Here is a 22,116-nt window from a genome sequence, read left to right on the forward strand (position 1 = left end):
AAGCAGTGGAATTCAAGCGATCCCCCGGACGGGAAGGATTTCCCGGGCCGAGCAAAACGCCTGCTCAGGCAATTGGTTCCATAGGGCGGTGATTGTTTTCGAGGCCGGTTCAACCGACCGGCTGGCCGGCCAGGTACTGCTCCAGCCAGTGGATGTGGTAGTCGCCATCGATAATGCTGGGCTCGCGCACCAGGGCCCGAAACAGCGGCAGGGTGGTTTCGATGCCCTCGACCACCATCTCATCCAGCGCCCGGCGCAGCCGCATCAGGCATTCGCCGCGGGTCTTGCCATGGACGATCAGCTTGCCGACCAGCGAGTCGTAATAGGGCGGGATGACGTAGCCCTGATACACGGCCGAGTCGATCCGTACGCCGAGCCCGCCGGGCGGATGGAATTGCGTGATCTTTCCAGGCGACGGCCGGAAGGTCTGCGGATTTTCGGCGTTGACCCGGCATTCGATGGCATGACCGATGATCTGGATCTCGTCTTGCGTCGCCGGCAGGTCGCCGCCGGCGGCGATGCGGATCTGCTCGAGCACGAGGTCAATATCGGTGATCATCTCGGTGACGGGATGCTCGACCTGGATGCGGGTATTCATTTCGATGAAATAGAACTCGCCGTCCTCGAACAGAAATTCGATGGTGCCGACGCCGAGATATTTCATGTCCTGCATCGCCTTGGCGCAGGTCGCCCCGATTTTGGCGCGGGCGGCGGCGGCGAGGACCGGCGAGGGGCCTTCCTCCCAGACTTTCTGGTGACGCCGCTGCAGCGAACAGTCGCGCTCACCGAGATGGATCGCGCCGCCACGGCCGTCGCCGAGCACCTGGATTTCGATGTGGCGCGGCTTTTGCAGGTATTTCTCCAGATAGACCGAGGCATCGCCGAACGCGGACTTGGCCTCGTTGGATGCGGTCGACAGCGCCATCATCAGATCGTCGGCCGTCTGCGCGACCTTCATGCCGCGCCCGCCGCCCCCGGCGGCAGCCTTTACCAGCACGGGAAAGCCGATCGCCTCCGCAATCGCCATCGCGTCGTCGTCGGATCCGACACCGCCGTCCGAACCCGGCACCACGGGAATGCCGAGCCTCTTCGCAGTTTTCTTGGCTTCGATCTTGTCGCCCATCAGGCGGATGTGCTCGGCCTTCGGGCCGATGAAATGCAGGTTATGCTCGGCGAGGATTTCGGCGAAGCGGGCATTCTCGGACAGGAAGCCGTAGCCGGGATGCACCGCATCGGCGCCGGTGATCTCGCACGCCGCGAGCAGCGCGGGGATGTTGAGATAGCTGTCCTTTGACGGCGGCGGCCCGATGCAGACGCTTTCGTCGGCAAGCCGCACATGCATCGCATCGGCGTCGGCGGTGGAATGCACGGCAACGGTGGAGATGCCGAGTTCCTTGCACGCGCGCAGCACGCGCAGGGCAATTTCGCCGCGATTGGCTATGAGTATCTTGTCGAACATCGCAGCGCCTGACGTTGACGAATTCTATTCAATGATGACCAGCGGTTCGCCGAATTCGACCGGCTGGCCGTCCTCGACGAGAATTTGCGTTACGGTGCCCGCGCGCGGCGATGGAATCTGGTTCATCGTTTTCATCGCTTCGATGATCAAAAGCGTTTGTCCGGCCGACACCTTGCTACCGACCTCGATGAATGGCTTGGCGCCGGGCTCGGGCGACCAATAGGCGGTGCCGACCATCGGGGAGGGCACAACGCCCGGGTGTTTTGCCAGGTCGGTGGCAGCGGCGGGCGCAGCGGATGCGGCCGAAGCCGCAGACGCCGAAACGCCCGGCTGGAAGTTCGCCGGCATCGAGGCCGCGATTGAGATGTTGCGTGCGACCCGCACCCGAAGACCGGCGCGCTCGATCTCGATTTCGGTGAGACTGGTCTCGTCCAGCAGCAAAGCGAGTTCGCGAATGAGCGCGCTGTCGTCGCTTTTGAAATTTGCGGCTGATTTGGTGTCAGGCTTGCTCGCCATGCTGTTGATCCGGAATTCTCTGGGTGGTGACGGCTGACGCGTCAGGCTTTTTTTGCTTTGGCGCCGATTTTGGCGGCAAGGCCGTTGATCGCGAGCCGGTAGCCGTCGATGCCGAAGCCGCAAAGCGAAGCGAAGGCGGCTTTGGCGGTGAAGGAATGATGCCGGAAACTCTCGCGGGCGTGAATGTTGCTGATGTGCACTTCGACGGTTGGAAGTTTCACCGCGACCAGCGCGTCATGCAGCGCGATCGAGGTGTGGGAGTAGCCGCCGGCATTGATGATGATGCCCACAGCCTTGCTGGCATGCGCCTCGTGGATGAAATCGATCAGCTCGCCTTCGCGATTGGACTGCCGGCAATCGGCCTTGAGGCCAAACTGCGCAGCGGTCTCCGCGCACAGTTTCTCGACATCGGCGAGCCTTGCATGGCCGTAGGTCTCGGGCTCGCGGGTCCCCAGCATGTTGAGGTTCGGACCGTTGAGCACATAAATCGTCGCTGTAGAGGCCTCGGCCATCCAGATTCCAGTAATTGGGGGCGGGTAGGTCGCGGGGTTATAGGTAACAACGGCGGCTAGGGGAAGCCTTCTGGCCCCGTGGAATAGGCCCCAAGAGCTTCATCCGGTTCGTAAAAAGCCGCATGGAACCTACGGAAATCATTCGTTAACCAAAGTTTGAGGATGCCTGGCCGCCACGCAAAAGGGGCGGGCATTTCTGCCCGCCCCGAACGCGCCGTGAGCTCAAAAGCTCTTAGCCTTCGATGATGTAGACGATCTCGTGGGTCTGCGGACGCACGATGATGTACTGGCCGTGCACGAAGATCACATCGTAGCCGCGCCACTCCGGATAGATTTCCACAATCCGGGCAGGAAGCGGATGGAAACGAACCGTCGAGGGCACCACCGTGCCGACTGCGATGTTGAAGTTGACGTTGGTCGTCTCCTCGATCTTCTCCGACTTGATGGCGGAAACGATCTGGGTGCGCTTTTCAGCCGGCGGGGCTGCGGTCGCCGAAGTGGCGGCGTTGCCCGTCGTCGTCTGCGACCTCGAGTCGGTCGTGCCCTTGGTCTGGGCGTTCATGTTGCCCGTCTTGCTGTCGCGGCTTTCGGCGGCGTTCGTGGTACCGCTCTTGCTGTCACGACCCTCGGCCTTCATGTCCTTGCCGCCTTTGGCATTCTCATTCTCGGAGCTCATGCTCTTCGACTTCTGGCCCGGCATGGCATTGTTGTCTTGCGCGCTCTTGCTGGTGCTCGTTCCCGGCTGCGCCTTTTCGTTGGATTCCGAGGCCTTCATGCCGGAGTTCTCAGAGCCCTTCATTCCCTGGGATTCGGCGCCCTTCATGCCCGTCGATGCGCCCGATTCTTTCTTCGGTGCTACGGAAGGCGCAGCGTGTTCCGTTGAAGGAGCACTCTGTTGGGTGGGGGCGGCGCCCGACGCGCCTTCACGACTCGTTCCGGTACCTTGTGCATTCGCAAAACCGGTTCCGGCGATCAGGGCCGCCACTGCGGCCGAAATCAAAAAGCGATTAGTCATCGAATATCTCCTCACGTGGATGCATTGCCCGCGTCGACAACGACAGGAGATCGACGATGTTCCTGACTATTTACGGTTCCATCGCGCTTGTTTTGTGAATGCGCGGTGAACAGATATTTCAGCTGAAATTGAAACCGCTGAAAGGTTCCGGCGGTTCGGCTTCCGCGGCGTTTTGTCCAACAAAAAATCCGGCTGCGCCGCAGCCGGATTTTTATCGTCGAACGAAGTGGCCCGTGCGAGGCCGGCGCGTCAGCAGGTCGCCTTGCCGCAGCGGGCGACGCCGATCTTCTCCTTGAGGCTTTCGATGCCGACCGCGCCGATCACGACCTGCTTGCCGATCACGTAGCTCGGCGTTCCGTTCATGCCCATGGCTTCGGCGAGCTTGAAGTTCTCTTCGATCGTCGCCTTCGCTTCCGGGCTCGCCATGTCCTTTTCCAGCTTCGCCATGTCGAGGCCGACTTCCTTGGCAACCGCCATGGCGCGCGCCTTGTCGGCGGCGCCGCGACCGCCGAGCAGCTTCTGATGGAAGTCGAGATATTTCTTGCCGGTCGGATCCTGCATGCGCACGGCGACCGCGACCTGGGCCGCTTCGACCGAGCCCTGGCTCAGCACCGGGAATTCCTTGAGCACGACCTTCAGCTTGGGATCGGCCTTCATCAGATCGAGCATGTCGGCCATGGCGCGTTTGCAGTAACCGCAATTGTAATCGAAGAACTCGACGAAGGTGACGTCGCCATCCTTGTTGCCAAGGGTCACACCGCGCGGTGAGTTGAAGATCGCGTCCGCATTCTTGCTGACACTCGCTTCGTGCTTTTCGGCTTCAGCGGCGGCCTGACGCTTGCTCAGTTCATTCATCGCCTCTTCGAGCACTTCGGGGTGCGAGATCAGGTAGTTCTTGACGATGGTTTCGATGTCGCCGCGCTGGGTATCGGAAAAGCTCTGCGCGGAGGCGGACAGCGGCGCCGCGCCGAGCGCGAGCGCGAACAGGGCGGGTGCGAGAAAACGGAAAGAGGGCATTGGCAAATCCTTGTGCGGCGGGTTTCGCCCGGCAATTCTTGCGAAGGCCGGCTCTTGGAACAGGTACGTCAATGTTTCGAACAGGTTGTAGTTCAACTCGGTTTATTTCTAGTTGTTTTTCTGGCCCGGCAGCGGCTTGGCGCTCACAATGTCGTCAGCTTTGACCCAGCCAGGCGTGCCGATGGCGAAGCGGGTTTTGGCCCGCGAGGCCAGATCGCGCGCGGTCTTGTTGTCGCCGCGCAGGTAGGCGGCCTGGGCGGAGGCCAGATCGGCCTCGGCGTAGTCTCCCTTGCGGCCATAGGCCATGGCGAGCTGGGTGTAGCCAAGCGGCGCCTCGGTCTCGCGCGCCACCGCCGCACGCAGGATCGAGATCGCTTCCTCGGCATAGGCCTTGTTGTCGGTGGCCACCAGCGCCTGCCCGAGCATCATCTCGATCAGCGGCGCGTTGTTCGAGAGCTGCACCGCCTTGCGCAGCGGCGCAATCGCCTCGGCGGGCTTGCCGCCTTCCAGCAGCGCCTGGCCGCGCAATTCGTAGAAATAGGGATTGCCGGGCTGCAGCTGAATCAAGCCGTCGATCTGGGCGATCGCGCTGCGCAGATCGCCGTGCAGATAGGTCGTGATGGCGTGCGCGTAGCGCGCGGGCAGGCTGGTGTTCGACATCGGATAGCGCCGGTAGACCGTGTCCTGCCGTTCCATGAAGGCGGAGATCTTGGCGCGCACCATGTCGTGGCGCATTTGCAGGGCCGGGTCGTCTTTCTTGTCCCAATAGGGGCTGGAACGCGCCAATTCCTCGAGGGCTGCGACCCGCTCCGCGGGCATCGGATGCGATTGAACATAGGGGTCCGCGCCGTGCGCTGCGAACAGGCTGTCGTTGGTGAAACGCTTGAAGGTTTCGTACATGCCCCTGGCGGATTGGCCGGTGGCCGTCAAAAACTTCACGCCGGCCTTGTCGGCGTTCTCCTCCTGCTGGCGCACATAGGAGATCAGCGTGCGGCGGATCATTTCCTGCGGCCCGGCGACAGCGGCGGCGCCGGCATTGACCAGGCCGTTATTGGAATTGCCGCTTCGCACGCCCGCGACCATCGCGCCGGCGCCGAGCAGCATGGCGATGATCATCTGGGTCTGCGCCTGCGCCAGCTGCTCGCGCATTTTGGCGAGATGGCCGCCGGCAAGGTGACCGGTTTCGTGCGCGAGCACGCCGATGATCTGGTTCGGGGTCTCCGATTGCATGATCGCGCCGTAATTGACGAAGATGCGGCGGCCGTCGGCGACGAAAGCGTTGAAGGCGCTCTCGTTGATGATCACCATCTGGATGTTCTGCTTTTCCAGACCGGCGGCGCGCAGGATCGGCCTGGTGTATTCGCGCAGCAATTGCTCGGACTCGGTGTCACGCAGGATCGGCGGGCCCTTGTTCTCCTGCGCCAGCGCGGCCATCGGGGCCACGGCCAGCGCGGCCGCGGTCATCAGCGCGGTCCATTTCGAGGTCTTTTTGCGTAAGCCGATGCGAAGCAACATGTGCGGTCTTTTAAAGATTGGCGGCGCGGATATGCGGTGGGCCGGATCGGTCCTGATGGAGCGAGCTTGTTAGATCGGAATTCGACCCCAGTCTGTTGTTTTGGCGTGTTTTCTTCACGCGAACCGGTATCCACTTCGCTTGAAAACGCTATAAGGAGCCACCGAATGCGGCCAGTCTGGGGCGGTAACCGGTGCAGGACCCGTGAAATCGGCGGCGGCCGTTCAAATAGCAGATATCGATGCTCGAAGCGACACTCAGAGACCGCGCAAAATACCTGCTGACCCCCTCGGCACGGAGCGATGTTCCGCCTTTCATGGTGATGGATGTGATGGCGGCGGCGGCCCGCATCGAGGCGGCGGGCGGCCACGTGATTCACATGGAAGTCGGGCAGCCGGCGGCGCCGGCCCCGGGCGTCGCGATCGCGGCCGCCCAAGCCGCGCTTGCGGACGGGCGGATCGACTATACGTCCGCGCTCGGCGTTCCCTCGCTGCGCGCGCGTATCGCCCGGCACTACCGCGATACTTATGGCTGTCAGGTCGATGCCGAGCGCATTGTCGTCACCACCGGTTCGTCCGGCGGTTTCATCCTGGCGTTTCTTTCGATGTTCGAGCCGGGCGACCGGGTCGCGGTCACCGTGCCAGGCTATCCGCCGTATCGGCACATCCTGACCGCGCTCGGCTGCGAGCCGGTGCTGATCGAGACCTCGAGCGAAACTCGCCATGCGCTGACCGGCGAGGCCCTGCTGGCCGCGCATCGCAAGGCGCCGCTGAAAGGTGTGCTGGTCGGCAGCCCCGCCAATCCGACCGGAACCATGATGTCGCGCGAGGCGCTCACGAGCCTGATGGCGGCCGCCGAAGGCGCCGGCATCCGGTTCATTTCCGACGAGATCTATCACGGTCTCGACTATGCGTTTGCCGCCGTGACCGCGGCCGAGCTTTCGCCGCAGGCGCTGGTGATCAACTCGTTCTCGAAATATTTCTGCATGACCGGCTGGCGGGTCGGCTGGATGGTGGTGCCGGACCCGCTGGTGCGGCCGATCGAACGGCTGCAGCAGAACCTGTCGATCTCGGTGCCGACGCTGTCGCAGATCGCGGCCGAAGCCGCGTTCGAAGGCCGCGAAGCGATGGAAGCGATCAAGCGCGGCTATCAGGAGAACCGCCGGATTTTGATCGACGGCCTGCCGAAAGCCGGCCTCACCAAATTCCTGCCGGCCGACGGCGCGTTCTACCTCTATGCCGACGTCTCGGACTTCACGTCCGACAGTTTCGAGTTCGCCAGCCGGATGCTGGAAAAGGCCCACGTCGCGGCCACCCCTGGCGTCGATTTCGATCCGGTCCACGGCCGCAGCTTCATTCGCTTTTCCTACGCGCGTTCGGCCGACGAGATGCGCGAAGCCGTCGCGCGCATCGCGCGCTGGCTCGGCTAGCGCCACCCGCACACGAGAAACCCTTATCCGGAGATCTGCTTTGTCCGTCAGAACGATGCCCGCGCCCGTTGTACCCGCGCATTTTCCGCTCGCCGCCTTGCTGTGGCCGCAGCGTGCCGGCGGAATCTCCGGGGTGCTGCGCAGCGTCATTCTGGTTGCGCTGGGAACCGCGCTGCTGACCATGTCGGCCAAGGTCAATCTGCCATTGCCGTACGTGCCGATGACGCTGCAGACGCTGGTCGTGCTGGTCATCGGCGCGGCCTATGGCTGGCGTCTCGGCAGCGTGACGGTCATGGCCTATCTGGCGGAAGGCGCGCTCGGATTGCCGGTATTCGCGGGTCCCGCCGGCGGTCTCGCGCCGTTGCTCGGTCCGGCGGGATATCTGTTCGGCTTTGTGGCGGCGGCTTTCGCCACGGGGTGGCTGAGCGAACGCGGCTGGGATCGATCGGTCGCCTGGCTGTTCCTCGCAATGGGGCTCGGACACGTGCTTATTCTCGCCGCCGGCTTTACCTGGCTGGCGTTCGGCATGAAACTCGGCGTCGAGAAGGCGTGGCTGGTCGGGATTGCGCCGTTCTTGGCGGCGTCGCTGATCAAGAACGCGCTTGGTGCTGCGCTCGTACCGTCGATCAGGCGTGTGCTCGATCGTCGCGGCTAGAACCGCCGGGCGCGCGACCAACGCCATTGACACCGTTGGGCCAATGGCTCTTGGCTAGGCGGGGTAGGACGACGCCGCGCAAACGCGGCGGAACAAATCAGCGATCTCTGAGGGGGGAGTAACATCATGGCGGCAACGATTGCGAGCGGCGCACCGGTGAGTGCTGCGAAACCGGCAAAGCCCTGGTACAAGGTTCTCTATATTCAGGTGCTGATCGCCATCGCGCTCGGCGCCCTCGTCGGTTGGCTGTGGCCCGATCTTGCGACCAACGACTGGATCAAGGCGCTCGGCGACGGCTTCATCAAGCTGATCAAGATGGTGATCGCGCCGATCATCTTCTGCACCGTGGTATCTGGCATCGCGCATATTCAGGATGCCAAGAAGGTCGGCCGCATCGGCGTCAAGGCGCTGGTCTATTTCGAAATCGTCTCGACCTTCGCGCTGTTGATCGGGCTCATCGTCGGCAACGTGGTGCGGCCCGGCTCGGGTTTTGGCGGAGCCCTGGCGGACGCCGGCAAGGTAGCCGGATTCGCCAAGCAGGCCGAAGCCCAGAAGACCGTCGATTTCTTCCTGCACATCATTCCAGATACCGTGGTCGGCGCCTTTGCGACCGGCGAAATCCTCCAGGTGCTGCTGTTCTCGATCCTGTTCGGTTTCTCGATCATGGCCCTTGGCGAGCGCGGCCATACCATACGTGCCTTTGTCGATGATGCTGCTCACGCGGTGTTCGGTGTCATCGCCATCGTCATGAAGGCGGCGCCGATCGGTGCGTTCGGTGCGATGGCCTTCACCATCGGCAAGTTCGGAACCGGCGCGATTTTGAATCTGATGGGGCTGATCGCGACGTTCTACCTCACGGCGGCGCTGTTCGTGTTCGTCGTGCTCGGCGTCATCGCCCGGATCGTCGGCTTCTCGATTGTCAAGTTCCTGGCCTACATCAAGGACGAACTCCTGATCGTGCTCGGCACTTCATCGTCGGAGAGCGCGCTGCCCTCGCTGATGGAAAAGCTCGAGCGGCTCGGCTGTTCCAAGTCGGTCGTCGGTCTGGTGGTGCCGACCGGCTATTCCTTCAACCTCGACGGCACCAACATCTACATGACGCTGGCAACGCTGTTCATTGCGCAGGCGCTCGGTTTCGATCTCACCCTCGGCCAGCAGATCACGATCCTGCTGGTCGCGATGCTGACCTCGAAGGGCGCGTCCGGCATCACCGGGGCGGGCTTCATCACGTTGGCGGCGACGCTGGCCGTCGTCGATCCGCGTCTGGTACCCGGCATGGCCATCGTGCTCGGCATCGACAAGTTCATGAGCGAATGCCGGGCGCTGACCAATCTGTGCGGCAATGGTGTTGCCTGCGTGGTGGTGTCGTGGTGGGAGGGCGAACTCGATCGCGACAAGCTGCATGCCAATCTCAACAAGCAGGTCGATCCATCGGATATGGAGACCGCGCTCACGACCGATTGACGATCGTGTTGAGCCAATAAAAAACCGCCCGGTTTTGCCGGGCGGTTTTTCTTTTGAGGTCGATCTTACTCGCCGCCGCCGAAACGGCGCGACCACCATCCCGCCTTGCGCGGCTGGGTGTCGCTGGTTGCCGCCGGAACGGGGTCGGCGGGAGCTGCCGCAGGGGGCGGCTCTGGCTGACTCTGAACCAGTGGTGCGGGCGCATCGCTCGGGGCGCTGGTCAGGAAGCTGACCTTCTCGCGCACGGTCGAGCGCCGTCGCGCGGCGGCGCGGTCGGCTTCCTGGGCGGTCTCTTCCGCCGCGGGCGCGCTGACGGTTTCGGGCTGGGCGTGCGGCTGCTCGGCAGGTTGCCATTGCGGCGGCTGCGACACAGGCTCGGGGTGCACCAGCGAGGGCGCCGGCTCAGGCGAAACGCCGTCGAAATCGGCAACCGCCGTGGTCGCCTCCGGCGCCGATGTCGGCCCGAGTTCGTCCGCGATCGATCCGACCAGGCCGTCTTCCGGTCCGTTGCCACGCCGGCGGCGTCCACCGCGGCGTCCGCGGCGGCGCGGGCGCCGCTCGCCATTGGGCCCTTGTTCGCTGCGCGCGAAGCCGGGCTGTTCGTTGGCTTCTTCCTCGTCGGACTCGCCGTCGTCGGCAACCGCGCCATCGGCGGCCATTTCGGGCACCACGCGCGGGGCCTCGTTCTCGTCACGCGGCGCGCCGCCTTCGCGCGCCTCGCCGGAGCGGCCGCGCCGACGCCGGCGCCGCTTGCGCCGGTGGCCGTCGCCCTCGGCTTCGCCGCCGGTTTCTTCGCCGGCCGCGGCATCCTCCGTCAGCCCTTCGGTTTCTTCGGTCTCGATTTCCGATTCGGTTTCGATATCGAACGATTCCTCGTCGTCATAGGCTTCCTCGACCTGCGGCGGCGAGGCTGCGGCTTGCGCCGCGAGCAATGCCTTGGCCGCTTCCAGCGTGTGCACCTGTTCGCCGCGATCGATGATGAACGACTGCTGGCCGCTCACGGTCGCGTCGGCAACCACCGCAAGCGAAACCTTGAAGGCGTTTTCGAGATCGCGCAGATGGCCGCGCTTGTGGTTGAGGACGTAGAGCGCGACGTCGGTCCGGGTGCGCACCACGAGATTGTGAGTCGCGCCCTTCATCAGGATTTCCTCGATGCCGCGCAGCAATTGCAGCGCCACCGACGATACCGAGCGGACATGACCGCTGCCGCCGCATTGCGCGCAGGGCTCGGTCGAACTCTCCAGCACGCTGGCGCGGATGCGCTGGCGCGACATTTCCAGCAGGCCGAAATGCGAGATGCGCCCGACCTGGATGCGCGCGCGGTCCTGCCGCAGGCAGTCTGAGAGCTTGCGCTCGACTGCGCGGTTGTTGCGCTTCTCGTCCATGTCGATGAAGTCGATGACGATCAGGCCCGCGAGATCGCGCAGGCGCAACTGGCGAGCGACTTCTTCCGACGCCTCGAGATTGGTCTTGAGTGCGGTGTCCTCGATGTGATGTTCGCGGGTCGAGCGGCCCGAGTTGACGTCGATCGAGACCAGCGCCTCGGTCTGGTTGATGACGATGTAGCCGCCGGAGCGCAACTGCACGGTCGGCGAGAACATCGCATCCAATTGGCTCTCGACGCCCATCCGCGAGAACAGCGGCTGGCCGTCGCGATATTGCCGCACCGCCCGCACGTTCGAGGGCATCAGCATCTTCATGAAGTCGCGCGCTTCCTGATAACCGGCTTCGCCGGCCACCTGGATCTCGTCGATTTCCTTGTTGTAGAGGTCGCGCAGCGAGCGCTTGATCAGCGAGCCTTCCTCATAGACGAGGGTAGGGGCCTGCGACTTCAGCGTCATGTCGCGGACGGTTTCCCACATCCGGATCAGGTATTCGAAGTCGCGCTTGATTTCGGGCTTGGTGCGCGAGGCGCCGGCGGTGCGCAGGATGATCCCCATGCCTTCGGGCACGTCGAGATCCTGCACCACTTCCTTCAGGCGTGAGCGATCCTGCGCCGAGGTGATCTTGCGGCTGATGCCGCCGCCGCGCGCGGTGTTGGGCATCAGCACCGCGTAACGGCCGGCCAGCGACAGATAGGTCGTGAGCGCCGCGCCCTTGTTGCCGCGCTCTTCCTTGACGACCTGAACCAGCATCACCTGGCGGCGCTTGATGACTTCCTGGATCTTGTACTGGCGGCGTGGACGGAAAGCGCGTTCCGGAACTTCTTCCAGCACGTCGTCGCCGCCGACGGATTCGACGAGTTCCTCTTCGGCGTCCTCGCCTTCCTCGTCCTCGTCGTCGTGATGTTCCTCGCCATTCGCGGCGGCATGCTCATCGTGCGGCGCGGCGGCGTGCGCTTCACCGGCATGCTCGTGGGGTTCGGCGCCGCCATCTTCGGCATGCGGCGCGTCGTCGGCGTGAGCCGCGTTTTCGCGCGCATGCTCGTCATGATGCGCGTGCTCTTCTTCCTCTTCCTCGTGAGCTTCCGCCACGGCCGCCTCGACAGCGGCCGTATCGGGCAGGGTTACCGCCGCCAGCGTCTCGCTGGCGTGGGTCTCGGTGCCCTGGTCCTGCGCGTGATCATGCTCATCATGGGCATGCTCATGATCGTGCGTGTGGTCGTGATCATGCTCGTGCGAATGCTCATGACCTTCGTGGTCATGATGTTCGCCATGCGGCTCTTCGACGTGCGAATGTTCAGCGTGCGAATGTTCAGCGTGCAGGCCTTCGTGTCCGTGGCCTTCCTGGCCCTCATAGGGTTGAGGGATCTGCGAGGGATCGACGGCGGCGTTTTCCACAACCTCGCTCTGGACGCGGTCGCCATTGCCGCGGCGGCGGGCATTGCGATGGCGCGAACGGCCGCGATGGCGGTTGGAGGAGCGGTTCTCGCTCTCTTCCTCGGCCTCGCGATGGGCGCGCTCGTCGGCTTCGATCAGCGCCTGACGGTCGGCGACCGGAATCTGGTAATAGTCGGGATGGATTTCGCTGAAGGCGAGGAAGCCGTGGCGGTTGCCGCCATATTCGATGAAGGCTGCCTGGAGCGACGGCTCTACCCGCGTGACCTTGGCGAGGTAGATATTGCCGCGCAGTTGTTTGCGCTGGGCGGTCTCGAAATCAAATTCTTCGACGCGATTGCCGCGGACCACGACGACCCGGGTCTCTTCCGGGTGGGTGGCATCGATCAACATCTTGTTGGGCATTTTGGGGCTCTTGACGGCGGCGGGCGCGGTGCAAGGCGCGCGCATGATGCGCGGCCCGGTGACGCGACGGTCCACCTGATTCGGGGGTGAGGGGAAGGCCAAAACGCAAACCTGCGCGCCACGCCGAACGGGGTCCCGGAGCGACACGACGTGCGAGGCTTTCGCCTCGCGGAAGTGCGATCGTTCCGTGGATCTTGGTCGGCAACACAGTCTGGCGCATCAAGCGTCGGCCCGTCTGAACATGTTGGCGGCAAAAAGAGTACCGCCTTGTTAATCGCTAACGGCCCCGGCGCGGCGCCAAAGCGCCCGCCGGCCATCGCATATCGGACCTTTTCGGGGTCCGGATAATCAGTTCTGCCGTGTCTTAAACCGTCCCTGGGGCGAGAGTGTGCCTGGGACCGGACGCCACTCGGGCTCGAAACCGTCACTCCTTGGCAGCCGCGCGCAGCGCTGGCTGTGGGGGGATCGGGAAAGACGCAGGAATCTTCGGCTTCGAAGGTTCCGGCGCTGCACCGGGAGGCTGAACGCGACACAACCGGGAGTATTAGCCGTCAGCCCCCCGTACATACGTGGATTGGGCCGCACGTGCAAGGGAAGCGTCGCTGCGCGGCAACACTCGCACCTTTTCGCCGCCGGCGCGTTAAGGGTCAATTAACCCTGCGGTTCTAATCCGGTAATAGGTCTGCTCGGAGGCACGGAATCGTTGGCGAGCCGCGCAAATCAACGTATTTTGCTGGGATGCGGCGTGTTGTGCGTCGCAGCATTGTTGTGCGCGCCGGCGATCGCCCCAAGCGCGGCTGAGGCTCCCGCGCTGAACCCGGCTCCGGCCGGGCCTGCCGTGGCATCGAGTTTTCCCGTCGCCTCGGAGGCCCGCCTGGCCGGCGACAGCAAACGGACGCGCTTCGTCCTTGATCTCGACAAGACCATCCAGTTTCGGGCCTTTACCCTGGCCGATCCGTATCGCGTGGTCGTCGATATCCCGCAGGTCACCTTCCAGCTTCCGACCGGGACCGGAACTGGGGGCCGGGGGCTGGTCAAGGCGTTCCGCTACGGCTTGGTGATGCCGGGCGACTCGCGAATCGTGTTCGATCTCACGGGCCCTGCGAAAATCACCGATTCCACCATGCTGGAGGCGGCCAACGACCAGCCGCCGCGGCTGGTGCTGGAGCTGGAAGAGGTGGACCGGACCGCCTTCGTCCAGACCCTTGCGCCCGAGAACCGGCCCGAACTGCGACCGGCGATCGCGGATGCCAACGCCGCCGTGGTCCCACCGGAGGCGACGAAGCCCGCTGCCGCGCCCGATTCGCGCCCGCTGATCGTGATCGATCCCGGCCATGGCGGCATCGACAACGGCACCCAGTCGAGTGGCGAAAGCGAAAAGAACCTGGTGCTGGGATTTGGCCTGGCGCTGCGCGATCGGATCGAGAAATCAGGCAAGTATCGCGTCGTTATGACGCGCACCGACGACACGTTCATTCCGCTGAACGACCGCGTCAAGGTCGCGCGCAACCAGTCGGCGGCGCTGTTTGTGTCGATTCACGCCGACGCACTTCCGCGTCGCGAGGGCGATGCCCAGGGCGCCACGATCTATACTTTGTCCGACAAAGCCTCGGACGCCGAAGCCGAGCGGCTGGCGGAGGCGGAGAACAAATCCGACGCGATCGGCGGGGTGAACCTGTCGGACGAGCCGACCGAAGTCGCCGACATCCTGATCGATCTGGCGCAGCGCGAAACCAAGACCTTCTCGAACCGGTTCGCACGCACGTTAATGGGCGAGATGAAGAGCACGGTGCGGATGCACAAGCACCCGCTGAAATCCGCAGGCTTCCGGGTCCTGAAGGCCCCCGACGTGCCGTCGGTCCTGGTCGAACTCGGTTATGTCTCGAACAAGGGCGATCTCGAACATCTGGTATCGGAGAACTGGCGGACCAGGACGGTCGGATCGATGGCCCAGGCGATTGACACATTTTTCGCCAAACCTCTGGCAATCGCTGGGCCGGCCAAATGAAATGAAAAGAGAGCGGCCCAATGCCGGAAGCCCTAGTTTGGCCACAGCGGCAACGGTATAGAAAACTACCGCTGGGCCTTCGGAATCGGCCAATATTATTGTCCGTCGGCTCGTGTATTATCGGCCAGTGCTGCGGCGGGTCGCCGGGCAGGGCTTTCGCGCTAGGGTAGACGCCGCGGAATTGCGGCGCAAGGGTTGGAACGGAACTTCGATAATGCGCTTGCTCGTGCGGTTCTTGGGTTTCCTGTTCGCCGCCGGAACCGTAGTGTTCCTGGTCGGCGTCGCCGGCGTGGCGGGCGCAATCTGGCATTTTTCCAAGGATTTGCCGGACTATTCGCAGCTTCAGGATTATGAGCCGCCGGTGATGACGCGCGTGCATGCGTCGGACGGTGCGCTGCTCGGCGAGTATTCCAAGGAGCGTCGGCTTTATCTGCCGATCCAGGCGGTCCCAAAACTCGTCATCAACGCGTTCCTGGCGGCCGAGGATAAGAACTTCTACGAGCATGGCGGCATCGACTTTTCCGGCATGGCCCGCGCGGCGGTGCTGTACGCGCAGAATTACGGTTCCAACCGCCGGCCGCAGGGTGCCTCCACGATCACCCAGCAGGTCGCCAAGAACTTCCTGTTGACCAACGAGGTGTCGTTCGCCCGCAAGATCAAGGAAGCCCTGCTGGCGATGCGCATCGAGCGTGCGTATTCAAAGGACCGCATTCTCGAACTCTATCTCAACGAAATCTATCTCGGCCTCGGCGCCTACGGCATCGCCGCCGCGTCGCTGGTTTATTTCGACAAATCGGTCAACGAACTCACGGTCGCGGAGGCGTCCTATCTGGCGGCGCTGCCGAAAGCCCCCGCGGCGCTGCATCCGGTGCGGAACCGCGATCGCGCGATCGAGCGCCGCAACTACGTCGTTGATCGTCTGCTGGAAAACGGCTGGATCAAGCAGGCCGACGCCGACAAGGCCCGCAAGGATCCGCTGACGGTGACCAACCGGGCCAACGGCGCGCATATTTTCGCCGGCGAGTATTTTGCCGAGGAAGTCCGCCGCGACATCTTCGAGCGCTACGGCGAGAAGAAACTCTATGAGGGCGGGCTGTCGGTCAGGGCCACGCTCGATCCGAAGATTCAAGTGATGGCGCGGAAGACCATGGCCGCCGGCATCGTCACCTATGACGAGGCGCAGGGTTGGCGCGGTGCGGTCAGCAAACTCGACGTTTCAGGCGATTGGGGTGTCAAGCTTGCCGACGTCAAATCGCTCGCGGACATCTCGCCCTGGCGGATGGCGGTGGTTCTGGAAACCAGCGATCAGTCGGCACGGATCGGCTTTCAGCCCGGCCGTGAACTGGGTGGCGCCGTTGCCAAGGAGCGGCAGACCGGCATCATCACCCTCGATGGCGTGCGATGGGCCAAGGCCGCGTCAGGGCCTGCGAAGGGCAGGACGCCGACGGCGGTGTCGCAAGTGCTTGCGCCGGGCGACGTGATCTATGCCGATCCGTTGTTCGGAAAGGATGGCAATCCGGTCGAAGGACAATACCGGTTGCGGCAATTGCCGGAAGTGTCCGGCGCGATGGTGGTGATGGACCCCTGGACCGGCCGCGTGCTGGCGATGGTTGGCGGGTTCTCGTTCGACCAGAGCCAGTTCAACCGCGCGACCCAGGCCTATCGGCAGCCGGGTTCGTCGTTCAAGCCGATCGTGTATTCGTCGGCGCTCGATAATGGCTACACGCCCTCGACCGTCGTGGTCGACGCGCCGATCGAAATCGACCAAGGGCAGGGCGCCGGCGTCTGGCGCCCGGAGAATTTTTCATCCGGCAAATACCAGGGCCCGACCACGCTGCGCAATGCGTTGCGATTGTCGCTCAACACCGTCACCGTGCGGCTGGCGCAGGACATCGGCATGCCCCTGATCGGCGAATACGCCAGGCGCTTCGGGGTCTACGACGAACTGCCGAACTATCTGTCCTATGCGCTCGGCGCCGGCGAAACCACCGTGATGCGGATGGTCACCGCCTATTCGATGTTTGCCAATGGCGGCCGTCGCGTGAAGCCGACCTTGATCGATCGCATCCAGGACCGTTACGGACACACGATATTCAAGCACGACGCCCGTGAATGCCGTGGCTGCGACGCGCCCGGCGGCTGGAAGAATCAGCCTGAGCCGCAGCTCGTCGACCGCCGTGAGCAGGTGCTCGATCCCATGACCGCCTACCAGATCACCTCGATGATGGAAGGCGTGGTGCAGGGCGGCACAGCGATCGCGGTGAAGGAAGTCGGCAAGCCGATCGCCGGCAAAACCGGCACCACAAACGAGGCGAAGGACGCCTGGTTCATCGGCTTCTCGCCCGACATCGTCGTCGGCATCTATCTCGGCTTCGACAAGCCGCGTCCGCTCGGCCACGGCAACGCCGCCACCGGCGGCCATCTGGCCGCGCCGATCGCCCGCGACTTCCTCAAGCTCGCGCTCGCCGACAAGCCGGCGATCCCGTTCAAGGTCCCCGCCGGAATCAAGCTGGTCCGCGTCGATGCCAAGACCGGCATGCGCGCCGGTCCCGGCGACGGCGGCCGGACCATTCTGGAAGCCTTCAAGCCGGGTACGGCGCCGCCGGATAATTACTCCGTCATTGGAGTAGCCGATGCCGATGGCCGCGTCCCGGCGGCGCAGACCCCGGATGCCGGCAATATCATGCGTCCCGGAACCGGTGGATTGTATTAGCCGATTGCGCTTTGCGGTCACCGCCGCTACATCCCTCGCACAATTGAACCGGCGGCTTGTGCCGCAGATCAGAGACCACCATGCGCGCCGAAGTCGAACGCCTTGTTGAAGAGATCAAGCAGTCGGTCGGGCTGCTGAGGAGGCATCTTTGACGTCGATGCATCCACGGCGCGTCTGGCCGAGCTGAACAAGCTCGCCGAAGATCCCAATCTCTGGAACGATCCCCAGAAGGCCCAGAAGCTGATGCAGGAGCGCACCTCGCTGGAGGACGCGCTTTCCGGCATCGGCAAGGTCGAGCGCGAGCTCGAGGACAATATCGGCATGATCGAGCTCGGCGAAGCCGAGAACGACGAGGGCGTGGTGGCAGAAGCCGAGGCCGCCCTGAAGGCGCTCAAGAAGGAAGTCGCCCGCCGCGAGCTCGAAGCGTTGCTGTCGGGCGAAGCCGACCGGTTCGATTCCTATCTGGAAGTGCATGCCGGCGCCGGCGGCACCGAAAGCCAGGACTGGGCCTCGATGCTGCTGCGCATGTACACGCGCTGGGCCGAGAAGCACGGTTTCAAGATCGAATATCTGGAAGAAACCCAGGGCGAAGAAGCCGGCATCAAATCCGCCACCATCCAGATCTCGGGCCACAATGCCTATGGCTGGCTGAAGACCGAGGCCGGCGTGCACCGGCTGGTGCGGATATCGCCGTTCGATTCCAACGCGCGCCGGCACACCTCGTTCTCGTCAGTGGCGATCTTTCCGGTGGTCGACAACAGCATCAAGATCGACATCGCCGAGTCCGACGTGCGCACCGACACCATGCGTTCGGGCGGCGCCGGCGGCCAGCACGTCAACAAGACCGAGTCCGCGGTGCGGCTGACCCATATCCCGACCGGCGTCGCGGTGGTCTGCCAGGCCGGCCGCTCGCAGCACAAGAACAAGGCGCAAGCCTGGGATATGTTGCGTGCGCGGCTCTACGAGATCGAGTTGAAGAAGCGCGAGGAACAGGCCGCCGCCGATCAGGCGGCCAAAACCGATATCGGCTGGGGTCACCAGATCCGCTCCTACGTGCTGCAGCCCTATCAGATGGTGAAGGACCTGCGCACCGGCGTGCAGACGTCGGATACGTCGGGCGTGCTCGACGGCGACCTCGATGAATTCATGGCCGCGACCCTGGCGCAACGCGCGTTCGGCACCGCGCCCGGCGCGGTCGAGGATGTGGATTAGCGCATGACGCGGGTTGCTTTCATCGGTCTTGGACGCATGGGCCACGGCATGGCCGGCCGTTATCTCGACGCCGGCTTCACCGTCGCGGTGTGGAATCGCAGCAAGGCCAAGGCGGAAGATCTGATCGCCCGCGGCGCGCAATGGGCGACCTCGCCGGAGGACGCCGCAATCGATGCCGATGCCGTCGTAACCATGGTCGCCGACGACGAGGCGTCGCGAGCGGTCTGGCTGACCAGGGACGGCGCGGCCGCGACGATGAAGGCAGGCACGCTCGCGATCGAATGTTCGACCGTGTCGTACCAGCATGCGCTCGATATGGCGCGCGAACTGCGCGGCCGCGGTCTGGTTTATATCGATTGTCCCGTCACGGGCCTGCCGGAAGCGGCGGCTACCGGAAAGCTGACGTTGCTCGTCGGCGCTGATACCGCGGATCTCGATTCCGCAAAGCCTTACCTCGCGCCGATCGGCAACGTGATCCGGCACTTCGGCGCCGTGGGCAGCGGCACGGTCTACAAGCTGATCAACAACCTGATGGGCGCGGTGCAGATCGCGAGTCTCGCCGAAGGCATTGCGATGGCCGAGCAGGCCGGGCTCGACATGAAGCTGGTGGCGGAAGCGATGGCAACCGGCGCGGTGGCCAGCCCGCAGGTGATCCGTCACTCCAGGCGCATGGTGGCGCGCGATTTCTCGGGCGCGTCGTTCACGGCTGCGCTTCGCCACAAGGACGCGGCCTATGCGGTGAAACTGGCCGAGGCCCTGCTGGCGGAGGCGCCCCTGCTCGGGCGTGCTGCCGTCGAAGCCTATGCCCGCGCGAAGGGGCAGATGCCCGACGACGACGAAGGCAAGATGATCGAGATCGTGTCGCGGCCGAAATAGGCGCATCGAGAACGCGTGCCCGGGAATCGGGGGGCGACCGCGCTCGCCTACATCGTGTTTTTTCAGATCCTGCGGCGTTCCGGCGCGACCAATGTCATGCTGGTGATGCTGCTGATCGATGGGCGTGTGGTAGCGTTCCTCAAGCTCAGTCCGAATATTCGGTGAACTTCTTGTAGATCCAGCGGCGGCCGTCGAAGCGCCGCCAGACCCGGCCGGTCAGCAATCGTCCGGTGATGGATCGCCGCGGAATGACGATCTTCCAGAGATGCCAGACCTCGGCCCAGGCAGGCTTCGGACTGAGGTTCAATATTCGGAACCGTTCCTGGCTTTCGGCGTGCATCGCGCGTTCACTTGGCTAATGCGAGTCCGGATCATGAGAATACCCGGCAGCCTACGATAGCGCGCCGACGTCGCGGTGCAATCGAAGTCGCCGGTTAAGCTAACTCGTCAACCTTACCGGCGATCGTCCCCTCACTTTGGGCGGCTTTTCCATTCCGCGAGCCAGCCGGTAAACCGGCCGCTGTCGCGCTCGCCGCCGTGCCAGGCCGCGTGGACCGCGCCGTCGCCCGCTACCAGTAGCACGACATCGAGGCCTTTCGACCGGCGCAGGGTGTCGATCGCCTGGTTCGGCGTCTGCGCGATCGGACCGGCGACATTGAAGGAGGTGTTGACCGACATCTCGACGCCGATGTGACGGCCGAGCGCCTTCAGGTAAGCGTAGGTGAGGGGATCGTCATCGGCGCGCACGATCTGGATCCGACCGGTGCCGTCGGCATGAATGACCGCCGGGATTTTGTCGCGCGCATGCGGTTTCGATTGCGCGGTCAGCACCATGTAATTGTAGGCGTTGTAATCGGCGTCCGCGGCGCCCGGCAGCAGGTCGAAATAGTGTTGGGCGGCTTCCAGCGTCGCCATCGGCGCGAGCGGCCGGATCGCTTCGCGGTATTTGACGCGCTCGTTGAGCCGTTCGCGCGCGTTGGGGTCGCAGGGGTTGGCGAGGATCGAGCGATGGCCGAGCGCGCGCGGGCCGGTCTCTGCCGCGCCCTGATACAGCGCGATCACGCCGCTCTGCGCGACGATGAATGCCATCAGATCGGCGATGGCATCGCGGCCATCTTGCGTCGAGACATCGCCAACGCGTTGGGAGGCGACGTCGTCGGCTTTCAGCGCCGCCGTGATGTCCGCCTGCGACGGCGGCAGACCGCAATAGAAGGCGTGCGTCATCGGCGCACCACGCGGCGCGCCGGCGAGATGCGCAAACAGCCAGGCGGCGCCGATGGTCACGCCGGGATCGCCGGGCACCGGCGGCACCCACAGATGCAGGCGGGCGTCGCGCTGCTGCGCCTCGGCAAACCATGCCTGATCGAAATGCTCGAGCAACCGCATATTGCCGATGGCGTTGAGCGCGACGCCCCCGGTCAGCACCAGCCGGTTCGCGCCTGTCGTGCGCAACAGGTGATCCACGACATGGATGATCGCGTCTTCAAAGACCAGTTGGGTCGCCGCCGCCTTGTCGAGGCGATCCCTGGTGTCGGGACGATGCTCGATGTCTTCGACGCGAAGCATCGCGTCGGGATTCCAGAGCTGTTCGGGTTTGAGCGGTTCGCCGAGAATATCGATCAGCGGCGACTTGTAGGGATTGATGTCGGGTTCGCAGTGCCAGTTCGCCATGGCGCGATTGAGCCGCACCTCGCCGTTGCTGCCGAGATGCAGGACGTCTTTCAGCCGTGCGTAATAGGGATTGCTGGCGCGGTTCATGTCGCCCCAGGCAGCGGCACCCATATACCGGCCTTCGCTGGAAAGCCATGTCCAGCCGCCCTGTGTCGACGAGATCACGCTGTAGAACATGCCGAGTGAATCGAACATGCTGTTGTTGCAATAGAGCTGCCGCATCTCGCCCTTCTCGACGACGTAAAGCGAGATTGAGCCGACGTCCCCGGTGCCGTCCAGCACGGCGACGGCAACCGGTTCCCCGTCATCGGCACACGGCGAGGCCGCAAATGAAAACCAGGCATGATTGCCGTGATGCGGCATGCAGATCAGCGGCAGCGGCTTGGCCAGCCTGAGCTGCCGCGCCAGGATTTTGGGCGAACGTGTCATCTGCTCGAGGCGGCGGCGGTCGAAAGCCGATGCGTCGCTGACGCGCGCCAGGTTGAGGCTTTGCGGTATTTCCTCCACCATCGAGCGCGTCAGGGTGCCGGCAAGCGAGGGATAATCCCAGCTCGTGAGCCACGCGTCGATATCATCGATGTCGCGGTCGGCGGCGCGGAGCGTCGCGACCATCGCATCGATCGATTGACGCGGATATTCCGTGGTGTGTTTGTTACCGGAGAAGCGCTCTTCTTCGTTGTTGACGATCAGGCGCGGGCCGTTCGCTTGCGTCACCGCAACCAGCGCCACACCGGAATTGTGCGTGCCTGCAAGCCCAAGGCCGGCGAGGAACACGGTCTCGCCGCGGCGAAGTTTTTCGCGCACGCGCGCCAACCGGTGGTCGGCGAACTCCGAGCCGAGCTGATGAAAACCAGCGGCGCCCATTGTTCGTTGC

The 22,116-nt window shown here is 64.0% G+C and carries 18 protein-coding genes; 9 read left to right on the forward strand and 9 right to left on the reverse strand.

Annotated elements, in window-relative coordinates; all coding sequences use genetic code 11:
- Positions 1-109 precede the first annotated feature (109 nt).
- The 6 genes from accC to V1289_RS43635 all read right to left on the reverse strand — a co-directional run bounded on the left by accC (position 110) and on the right by V1289_RS43635 (position 6,034).
- Positions 110-1,459: an acetyl-CoA carboxylase biotin carboxylase subunit gene (gene accC, locus V1289_RS43610; protein ID WP_309184548.1), complete on the reverse strand. Its 1,350-nt coding sequence runs from the start codon at positions 1,457-1,459 to the stop codon at positions 110-112.
- A gap of 24 nt (positions 1,460-1,483) precedes the next feature.
- A complete protein-coding gene (gene accB / locus V1289_RS43615) occupies positions 1,484-1,975 on the reverse strand; it encodes an acetyl-CoA carboxylase biotin carboxyl carrier protein (protein ID WP_309184549.1) in 492 nt (163 codons plus the stop codon).
- A gap of 41 nt (positions 1,976-2,016) precedes the next feature.
- Positions 2,017-2,487 (reverse strand): type II 3-dehydroquinate dehydratase, encoded by a 471-nt coding sequence (gene aroQ / locus V1289_RS43620; RefSeq protein ID WP_334405742.1) that lies wholly within the window; start codon positions 2,485-2,487, stop codon positions 2,017-2,019.
- Between the two features lie 232 nt (positions 2,488-2,719).
- Positions 2,720-3,472, reverse strand: a complete 753-nt coding sequence (locus V1289_RS43625) for a DUF1236 domain-containing protein (RefSeq protein WP_334405744.1) — start codon at positions 3,470-3,472, stop codon at positions 2,720-2,722.
- A gap of 279 nt (positions 3,473-3,751) precedes the next feature.
- Positions 3,752-4,519, reverse strand: coding sequence for a DsbA family protein (locus V1289_RS43630; protein WP_334405746.1), 768 nt, complete (start codon positions 4,517-4,519; stop codon positions 3,752-3,754).
- A 108-nt stretch (positions 4,520-4,627) separates the two neighbouring features.
- The gene (locus V1289_RS43635; RefSeq protein WP_334405748.1) at positions 4,628-6,034 is read right to left on the reverse strand and encodes a M48 family metalloprotease; all 1,407 of its coding nucleotides are present in this window, start codon (positions 6,032-6,034) and stop codon (positions 4,628-4,630) included.
- 239 nt (positions 6,035-6,273) lie between these two features.
- On the opposite strand from V1289_RS43635, the gene V1289_RS43640 reads away from it, so the two are divergent.
- From V1289_RS43640 to V1289_RS43650, 3 genes are all read left to right on the forward strand, one after another.
- Positions 6,274-7,461, forward strand: a complete 1,188-nt coding sequence (locus V1289_RS43640; protein WP_334405750.1) for a pyridoxal phosphate-dependent aminotransferase — start codon at positions 6,274-6,276, stop codon at positions 7,459-7,461.
- 100 nt (positions 7,462-7,561) lie between these two features.
- Positions 7,562-8,116, forward strand: a complete 555-nt coding sequence (locus V1289_RS43645; protein ID WP_334407907.1) for a biotin transporter BioY — start codon at positions 7,562-7,564, stop codon at positions 8,114-8,116.
- 126 nt (positions 8,117-8,242) lie between these two features.
- Entirely contained in the window at positions 8,243-9,580 is a 1,338-nt protein-coding gene (locus V1289_RS43650) for a dicarboxylate/amino acid:cation symporter (RefSeq protein WP_334405752.1), read from the forward strand.
- A 65-nt stretch (positions 9,581-9,645) separates the two neighbouring features.
- Here the strand turns inward: V1289_RS43650 and V1289_RS43655 are convergent, their stop codons facing one another.
- Positions 9,646-12,054 (reverse strand): Rne/Rng family ribonuclease, encoded by a 2,409-nt coding sequence (locus tag V1289_RS43655; RefSeq protein WP_442896139.1) that lies wholly within the window; start codon positions 12,052-12,054, stop codon positions 9,646-9,648.
- On the opposite strand from V1289_RS43655, the gene V1289_RS50075 reads away from it, so the two are divergent.
- From V1289_RS50075 to V1289_RS43680, 6 genes are all read left to right on the forward strand, one after another.
- Positions 12,010-12,852, forward strand: a complete 843-nt coding sequence (locus V1289_RS50075) for a hypothetical protein (protein WP_442896140.1) — start codon at positions 12,010-12,012, stop codon at positions 12,850-12,852. The genes V1289_RS43655 and V1289_RS50075 overlap by 45 nt on opposite strands.
- Positions 12,853-13,465: 613 nt before the next feature.
- A complete protein-coding gene (locus tag V1289_RS43660; protein ID WP_334405754.1) occupies positions 13,466-14,770 on the forward strand; it encodes an N-acetylmuramoyl-L-alanine amidase in 1,305 nt (434 codons plus the stop codon).
- 214 nt (positions 14,771-14,984) lie between these two features.
- Positions 14,985-17,483, forward strand: a complete 2,499-nt coding sequence (locus V1289_RS43665; RefSeq protein WP_334405755.1) for a penicillin-binding protein 1A — start codon at positions 14,985-14,987, stop codon at positions 17,481-17,483.
- Between the two features lie 80 nt (positions 17,484-17,563).
- A protein-coding gene (gene prfB / locus V1289_RS43670; RefSeq protein WP_309184560.1) for a peptide chain release factor 2 occupies positions 17,564-18,695 on the forward strand; the annotation gives its coding sequence in 2 pieces (ribosomal slippage) (positions 17,564-17,632 and positions 17,634-18,695; 1,131 coding nt in all).
- Between the two features lie 3 nt (positions 18,696-18,698).
- Positions 18,699-19,571 (forward strand): NAD(P)-dependent oxidoreductase, encoded by an 873-nt coding sequence (locus V1289_RS43675; protein WP_334405757.1) that lies wholly within the window; start codon positions 18,699-18,701, stop codon positions 19,569-19,571.
- 15 nt (positions 19,572-19,586) lie between these two features.
- Complete coding sequence (locus V1289_RS43680; protein WP_334408037.1) at positions 19,587-19,736, forward strand: hypothetical protein; 150 nt, start codon at positions 19,587-19,589, stop codon at positions 19,734-19,736.
- Here V1289_RS43680 and V1289_RS43685 read toward each other — a convergent pair.
- Positions 19,717-19,911: a hypothetical protein gene (locus tag V1289_RS43685; protein WP_309184562.1), complete on the reverse strand. Its 195-nt coding sequence runs from the start codon at positions 19,909-19,911 to the stop codon at positions 19,717-19,719. The two genes, V1289_RS43680 and V1289_RS43685, sit on opposite strands and share 20 nt — an antisense overlap.
- A gap of 131 nt (positions 19,912-20,042) precedes the next feature.
- Positions 20,043-22,106, reverse strand: coding sequence for a carbamoyltransferase C-terminal domain-containing protein (locus tag V1289_RS43690; protein WP_334405759.1), 2,064 nt, complete (start codon positions 22,104-22,106; stop codon positions 20,043-20,045).
- Positions 22,107-22,116: the final 10 nt, after the last annotated feature.

The sequence above is a fragment of the Bradyrhizobium sp. AZCC 2289 genome, from assembly GCF_036924615.1.
In the GTDB taxonomy this organism is placed as follows: domain Bacteria; phylum Pseudomonadota; class Alphaproteobacteria; order Rhizobiales; family Xanthobacteraceae; genus Bradyrhizobium.

Bases quoted from the DNA above. Each gene is read 5' to 3' on its own strand.
- accC (WP_309184548.1), bottom strand. From the start codon at position 1,459: ATGTTCGACAAGATACTCATAGCCAATCGCGGCGAAATTGCCCTGCGC.
- accB (WP_309184549.1), bottom strand. From the start codon at position 1,975: ATGGCGAGCAAGCCTGACACCAAATCAGCCGCAAATTTCAAAAGCGAC.
- aroQ (WP_334405742.1), bottom strand. From the start codon at position 2,487: ATGGCCGAGGCCTCTACAGCGACGATTTATGTGCTCAACGGTCCGAAC.
- V1289_RS43630 (WP_334405746.1), bottom strand. From the start codon at position 4,519: ATGCCCTCTTTCCGTTTTCTCGCACCCGCCCTGTTCGCGCTCGCGCTC.
- V1289_RS43635 (WP_334405748.1), bottom strand. From the start codon at position 6,034: ATGTTGCTTCGCATCGGCTTACGCAAAAAGACCTCGAAATGGACCGCG.
- V1289_RS43640 (WP_334405750.1), top strand. From the start codon at position 6,274: ATGCTCGAAGCGACACTCAGAGACCGCGCAAAATACCTGCTGACCCCC.
- V1289_RS43650 (WP_334405752.1), top strand. From the start codon at position 8,243: ATGGCGGCAACGATTGCGAGCGGCGCACCGGTGAGTGCTGCGAAACCG.
- V1289_RS50075 (WP_442896140.1), top strand. From the start codon at position 12,010: ATGATGCGCGTGCTCTTCTTCCTCTTCCTCGTGAGCTTCCGCCACGGC.
- V1289_RS43665 (WP_334405755.1), top strand. From the start codon at position 14,985: ATGCGCTTGCTCGTGCGGTTCTTGGGTTTCCTGTTCGCCGCCGGAACC.
- V1289_RS43675 (WP_334405757.1), top strand. From the start codon at position 18,699: ATGACGCGGGTTGCTTTCATCGGTCTTGGACGCATGGGCCACGGCATG.
- V1289_RS43685 (WP_309184562.1), bottom strand. From the start codon at position 19,911: ATGCACGCCGAAAGCCAGGAACGGTTCCGAATATTGAACCTCAGTCCG.
- V1289_RS43690 (WP_334405759.1), bottom strand. From the start codon at position 22,106: ATGGGCGCCGCTGGTTTTCATCAGCTCGGCTCGGAGTTCGCCGACCAC.